This is a genomic window from Protofrankia sp. Cr1 (assembly GCF_963555865.1).
Lineage (GTDB): Bacteria > Actinomycetota > Actinomycetes > Frankiales > Frankiaceae > Protofrankia.
In genome coordinates this window covers 15,996-21,646 of record NZ_CAUVXO010000051.1, presented here as the reverse complement: position 1 = coordinate 21,646, position 5,651 = coordinate 15,996, and the positions used below count along the sequence as shown (strand labels likewise).

General features: G+C 70.0%; 3 protein-coding genes. 1 reads left to right on the top strand and 2 read right to left on the bottom strand.

Annotation, left to right across the window (positions count from 1 at the left end):
* Window positions 1–184 precede the first annotated feature (184 nt).
* A complete protein-coding gene (locus tag U9980_RS07240) occupies window positions 185–3,811 on the bottom strand; it encodes a TM0106 family RecB-like putative nuclease (RefSeq protein WP_322767225.1) in 3,627 nt (1,208 codons plus the stop codon).
* Window positions 3,812–3,907: 96 nt separating this feature from the next.
* A complete protein-coding gene (locus U9980_RS07235; protein ID WP_322767224.1) occupies window positions 3,908–4,963 on the bottom strand; it encodes a hypothetical protein in 1,056 nt (351 codons plus the stop codon).
* A 371-nt stretch (window positions 4,964–5,334) separates the two neighbouring features.
* Between U9980_RS07235 and U9980_RS07230 the strand changes: the two genes are divergently transcribed.
* A partial coding sequence (locus tag U9980_RS07230) for an FHA domain-containing protein (protein WP_322767223.1) occupies window positions 5,335–5,651 on the top strand: 317 nt, incomplete at its 3' end.

Here is a 5,651-nt window from a genome sequence, read left to right as displayed (position 1 = left end):
CGCACTGATCTCAGCAGCCGTCACGGGCATCCCCTCACGTCGTCGCCGGCGAGCCGCCTCGTCCGGAGCACCGTCGTGGCGCGGACATCGCGCTGTGTGCTGGACTCTGCTGTCCTGGACGTCTCGCCAGCGTTTCGGACTCTTCCCCGCAGAAGCAGGAGTGTAGGTCACCGGAAACAGGTGACTACCGGTGGGCTTCGGGGCGCTGCGAGGGGAAACCGGTACGGGCCGTGGCCCGCAGCCGCGCGAGGCCCGCCAACAGGCGCAGCTCGTCGACTGTGCGCGCGGTGCCGTCGAGCAGCGCGGGTGACATCACCAGCGCCGCCAGTACCTGCGCCCGCGACAACGCGACGTTCAGGCGGTTGCGGGAGAGTAGAAAGTCCAGCCCGCGGGGAGCCTCGGACGCGCTGGACGTGGTCAGCGACACGATGACCACGGGCGCCTCCTGGCCCTGGAACCGGTCGACCGTCCCGACCCGGACGCCGTGGATCCCGGCCGTGCGCAGTGCGTGCTCGATGGCACGCACCTGGCGGTTGTACGGGGCGACCACCAGCACATCCGGACCGCTCAGGATGCGTTCGCCGTCGAGGTCGACCAAGCGCCGGCGCAGGACGGTCTCGACCAGGCCGCGGACCGCCGCCACCTCCGGATCCGACCGGGTGGTGTTGGCGTGGTGCGGCACGTCGTGCAGGTAAAGGCCGGCTGCGATGCCGTCGACGCTGCGGGCGGCGGTCAGCGGGTGGGCGTGCAGGCGTCCCCGGTAGGCCAGCGCCGAGACCGGCTCGCACACATCCGGATGCATCCGTCTGGTCAGATCGAGGAAATAGCCGAATTCAGCCGGGATGACATCGTCCGAGCCGAGCAGGTGGGAAAGGGCTGAGGCGTCCGCGCCGTCTGGGTGGATTCCGGTGACAACCTGCGGGAGCTGCTGCGGGTCGCCGAGCAGCACGAGGTTGCGGGCGGCGCCGGCAACGGCAAGCGTGTCGGCGAGCGCGAACTGGCCCGCCTCATCGATGATCAGTACGTCGAACGGCTCCGCGCGCAGCGCGGGGTTGGCAAATGCCCACGACGTGTCACCGACCAGATGCCCGTCCGGGTGCGCCGCACGCCAGGCGACCAACGCGCGGAGATCGCGGGGGCAGTCCCACGGCGCGAGGGGGTCGGGCTTCTGCCCGGCCCGCAGCTTCTTCGCCGCCGGTATCCCGCTCCCCGGCATTCCTACGGCCGCGAGCATGGCGTTCTCGATCGCCTTGTGGCTGGTCGAGCACACCCCGACCGTGCGGCCCTGCCCGACGAGATGGCGGATCAACCGTCCGGCCAGATAGGTCTTGCCGGCTCCGGGCGGCCCCTGCACGGCCAGGTAGGACCCGGCGAGCGCGTCGACGGCGGCGAGCACCGTGGTGATCAGGTCACCGCCGTACTCGGCCGGGTCGGGTAGACCGACCCGGCCGGCGGGCTGACCGACCAGGCGTGGCGGGCGGCGGCGTAGCAGATCCATCGCCGGGCCGTCGAGGGCCGCACGGTTGGAAAGGCCCGCGGCGACGACGCTGGCAAGCTCCGCGATCGCGGCCGGTTTCGGTTCGGGACGTACCGGGGCTCCGGGCAGCACCGCGATCGGCAACTCGGTGGTGGTCCCGCCGGAGCCGGCCCCGTCGGGCATGGCGGTCTCGCGGATGAGCAGCCGGTCCGGGCCGGCACGCTCGATCTCGCCGTCACGGGTGGTGCCCGCCGCCCCGCCGATCCCCGGGTAGAGCAGCCGCACCCGTTCGCCGTCGGAGTACGGGTGGGTGCCGTCAGGGTCGAGGGTGGCCAGCAGGCCACGTCGGGTTCGGGTGCGCCGCCCGGACGGGACGACCCAGTCCTCCACGACGGTCCAGTCCAGCGGGACGGCGCAGTTGTCGTTCGCCTCCAGCGCCGCCCGGTCGGCGGCGAGCCAGCTGAAGAACTCCCACCACGCCGGTTTGTTCTCGCGCCGGTGGTAGCCGACGGCGGCGGCCAGCAGCGCCCGCGCCCGCTCGTCGTCCGTCCAGGTCGTCGGGTCGTCCGGTAGGCCCGCGACCAGCGCGTCGACGGCCGCGCCAGGATGAGTCGCGGGCGTGGCCGCGGTGTCTCCGGCGTCGAGGCCCGCCGGCCGGTCCACCGCCGCCACGCCCACTATGCCCTGCGCCGCGCGCAGCTCCAGCAGCCAACGATGCAGACGGTGGGTGGATACGCAGTCGACCCGGTTGTACTCGGCGATCTCACCGAGGATGTGGTCGGCGGCGGCGCGCTCGGAGTTCGCCAGGTGCGCCACGACACTCTCGTAGGCGACGATGCTGTCGACCGCGGTCTTGACCTCCGCGCCGCGGGCCCCGGGCAGGTACAGCGGTTCCAGATACTTGATCGAGTATGAGCGCTGGGAGATCTTCAGGCTGCGCCGGACAACCGTGTAGAGGTCGACGAGGCTGTGCCCGGCAAGCAGGTCGTCCACCTGCCGTTCGCGGGTGCCGTGCCGGGCCGCCAACCGCTTGAGGGCGTTCGGCTCGTACGGGGCGTAGTGGTAGATGTGCGCCCGTGAATGGTCGGCGAGCCGCGCGGTCGCCCAGTCGATGAACTGTTCGAAGGCGCGTTTCTCCCCGGCGCGGTCGTGCGCCCAGAACGGGCGGAAGACCTCCGCATCCGCGCCATCCGCGCCATCCGGCGGCTGTTGGCCGTCTAGGACTACTGCGCCGAAAAGGTATTCCAGACCGGTGTTACCCAGGGCGTACGGGTCGCCCTCCATGTCGAAGTAGATGTCGCCGGGGTCTGGGGCGGGTAGGGACGCGAGCCCGTCCGGGACGACCACCCGGACGGTGACGGTGCCGGTCGGGTCGTCGTCGGTGCGGGTGGCGTCCTGGATGACCTGGAGCTCCGCCTGGAGCCGGAGCCCGGCGAAGGTTGCCGCGGCCATCGTCGGTGGACGTTGGTCGTCACCAGCCGCGGCGAGATCCTCGACCGTGGTGATTGCGGCGGCCCGCAGCTTGCGGCGGGAGTCGGTGCGCAGGCCGGCGACCAGCGACAGGTCACGGGCTGCTTCCCGCCCCTTCGCGCAGTGGCCCGCGAACGCACAGGTCGGGCACGCCGGTCTGGGCTGCGCCCAGGAAGGTGCCGGGATCGCCGGCTCGGTCGCGAGCTGCTCGGCCAACCGGATGCGCGCGTGATCGACCATGGGTGCGACGTCGTCGACCCGCAGCGACTCCAGCCGGTCGTCGCCGAGCAGCAGGTGGATGTGCGCCGCGACCTCCACCCCGATTGTCGGCAGCGCCTGGGCATAGGCGGCGAGCTGCAGCACCGCGGCGGGGCGGGCATGGCGGGCGAGTTTGGCGTCGTACGGCTCGTAGCGGCCGGGTAGTGGTTCACCGGTGTGTTCGTCGGTGATCGGATCGAGGTGGCTGGCGATCAGGAAGTCGGGTCGGCCCTGGAAGGAGCCGTCGAAAAGCACGCCCTGGTAGATGACGGCGACGCCGGCAGCGACGGCGTTGCGGGTCTGATCCCTCGCCGCGGCCAGCGCGGTCAGGGTGTTCTCGGGTCGTTCGATCACCCGGACCGCAGCTGGGCCGAAGACGTGGACGAACCGCTCCAACCAGCGCCGCTCGTGGGCCTCACCGTGGCGGACCAGCAGGTCGTCCGCCTCGGAGGTGTTGATCGGCGCGCCGGTGTCGTCAAGGCGCACGCCGGCCGCGCGGGCATGGGACAGCGCAAGCCGGTGCCCGCACTCGAGCGTGTCGACGACATCGCCGGCAGACACGACCCACCGTGCATGTCCACCGGCGACGTCGTCGAATCGCTGCATGTCCCCCCATCCGCCTGATGCCCACGAACCCCGTAGTCGTCCTGCTCGACCATCCTGCCTCGGCAGTTCGACCATCCTGCCTCGGCCCGTGGCGGCTCAGCCCGGCCGGGTGCCGTACCGGCTGGTGGCGTTCCTGGCCAGCTGGAGTGAACCCGGGTCGGCGGCCAGCTGTTTGCCGTCCATGAAGCTGAACCCGAACAGGCCCGCGGCGGTGATCTGCCGCACGTATTCGTCGGTGAAAATCGCCCGCAGGTCGTTGGTCCAGGTGGCAGCGGTGCCGTCGTCGGGTTTGTAATGCGCAACCATGACCGGGCCGTACCGGCCGAGAATCTGCGTCATCCTGCGGATGTCGTCGACATTGCTTTTCGAGTCCATCGCCTGGAAGCTCTGGAAGTCCGACTGGCGCAGCACGTCGTCGAAATGCCCGATCAGCGAGCGCCCGCCGCCCTTTGCCGGGTCGTCCCAGCGGGCCTGCCAGCCACCCCAGCCGAGTGAGACCTTCGCGTTCGGCGCCATGGAGTGGAAGATGCCCATTGCCGCGATGTACTGGTCCTTCAGCTTCAGGTAGTAGTTGGTCACCTCGGGTGTGGCCGCCCAGGTGTTGGCCTGGCACGGGTAGGTCTGCAGTTCGGTGAACAGCGTGATGTAGAGCGGCGGTCCGTCCGCCGGACCGGCGAATATCTGCGCGAGTCGTCGGGTGTCACCCAGAAAGGCTGATGACAGCGGGTAGTCTCGGCCGCACGCGGAGCCGTACTTGGTCTGGACCGTGGCGACGTGACCTGCGCCACCGAGCCATACGACGAGGTGGATCGCGCGCCGCTCCGCGTATACCCGCGGGATGAGATCCTTTGCCCAGTTCGTCATGAATCCAAAGTCGTTCGGGCTGTTGTACCAGGTCGTGAGCATTCCCAGCTGGTCGGCGATGGGCGATGTCGAGTCGCTGTCGAGAGAGGGACCGAGGCCGAACACGAGCTTTCCGGTCTTGCCGAATACGGCCGGTCGGGGCGATCCGCCGCCGGCGACGCTCGTCACAGCCCCCACCGCCCGCGTCTGGCCGGTTATATCCGGTAGCGACCAGGTGAGGATGCCGGCGAGTGTCGCGAGAAACACAAAAGACGCTTCAAGTGGGCGAAACGACTTCAATACGAACAAGGCGGGCTTCTCCGCGGTTTCTCCCGAAGTGTCCCCCCGGACGGGGGGTAGCGTACATGCTGCCATCGCGCGCAGATGGACCATGTGGAGATCGCCGCTCGAGTGTCCGTGATGACAGCCGGTGTCGGCCGGTAGCGGTTACGGGACGGCAGTGGTTACCGGCCCGTTTCGTCGAAAAGACGCAATTTCGCGGGGCGGCGGCGGTTACGATCTCTTTCAGCTGGCGTGAGTGGTCTGCCCCGGAGGTCGGGGTCCCGGCCGGATCGGTGAGGACCACTCAGCCTGGCGAGCACTGCTCTTTTCACGCCCTCGGAGGCACCAAGGGCCGCCGGAGGCCGACAACCTCTGGCCGCGGGGGGAAAGGAACGCAGGTGGACCGGACCTCTCTGCAGGTCAACACCCCGATCGGCCAGGTGGTCCTGGCTGGTTGCGGACCGTACGTGGTGGGGCGGGCGCGCCAGTCCGACATCGTCATCGTCGACAGCCGGGTGTCGTGGCGCCACTTCGTGCTGGAATCGGGGGCCGACGGTTGGCAGGTGCGCGACACCAGCGCCAACGGTCTGTGGCAGGACGGCCGACGTGTGGGCAACCTCAACGTGAGTGCGGCGGCGGTCCGGCTCCGCCTCGGCGCCGCGGACGGGCCGGAGGTCGTTCTCATTCCACAGCCGCGGCTGCCGCGGCTGCCGCC

Bases quoted from the DNA above. Each gene is read 5' to 3' on its own strand.
- U9980_RS07240 (WP_322767225.1), bottom strand. From the start codon at position 3,811: ATGCAGCGATTCGACGACGTCGCCGGTGGACATGCACGGTGGGTCGTG.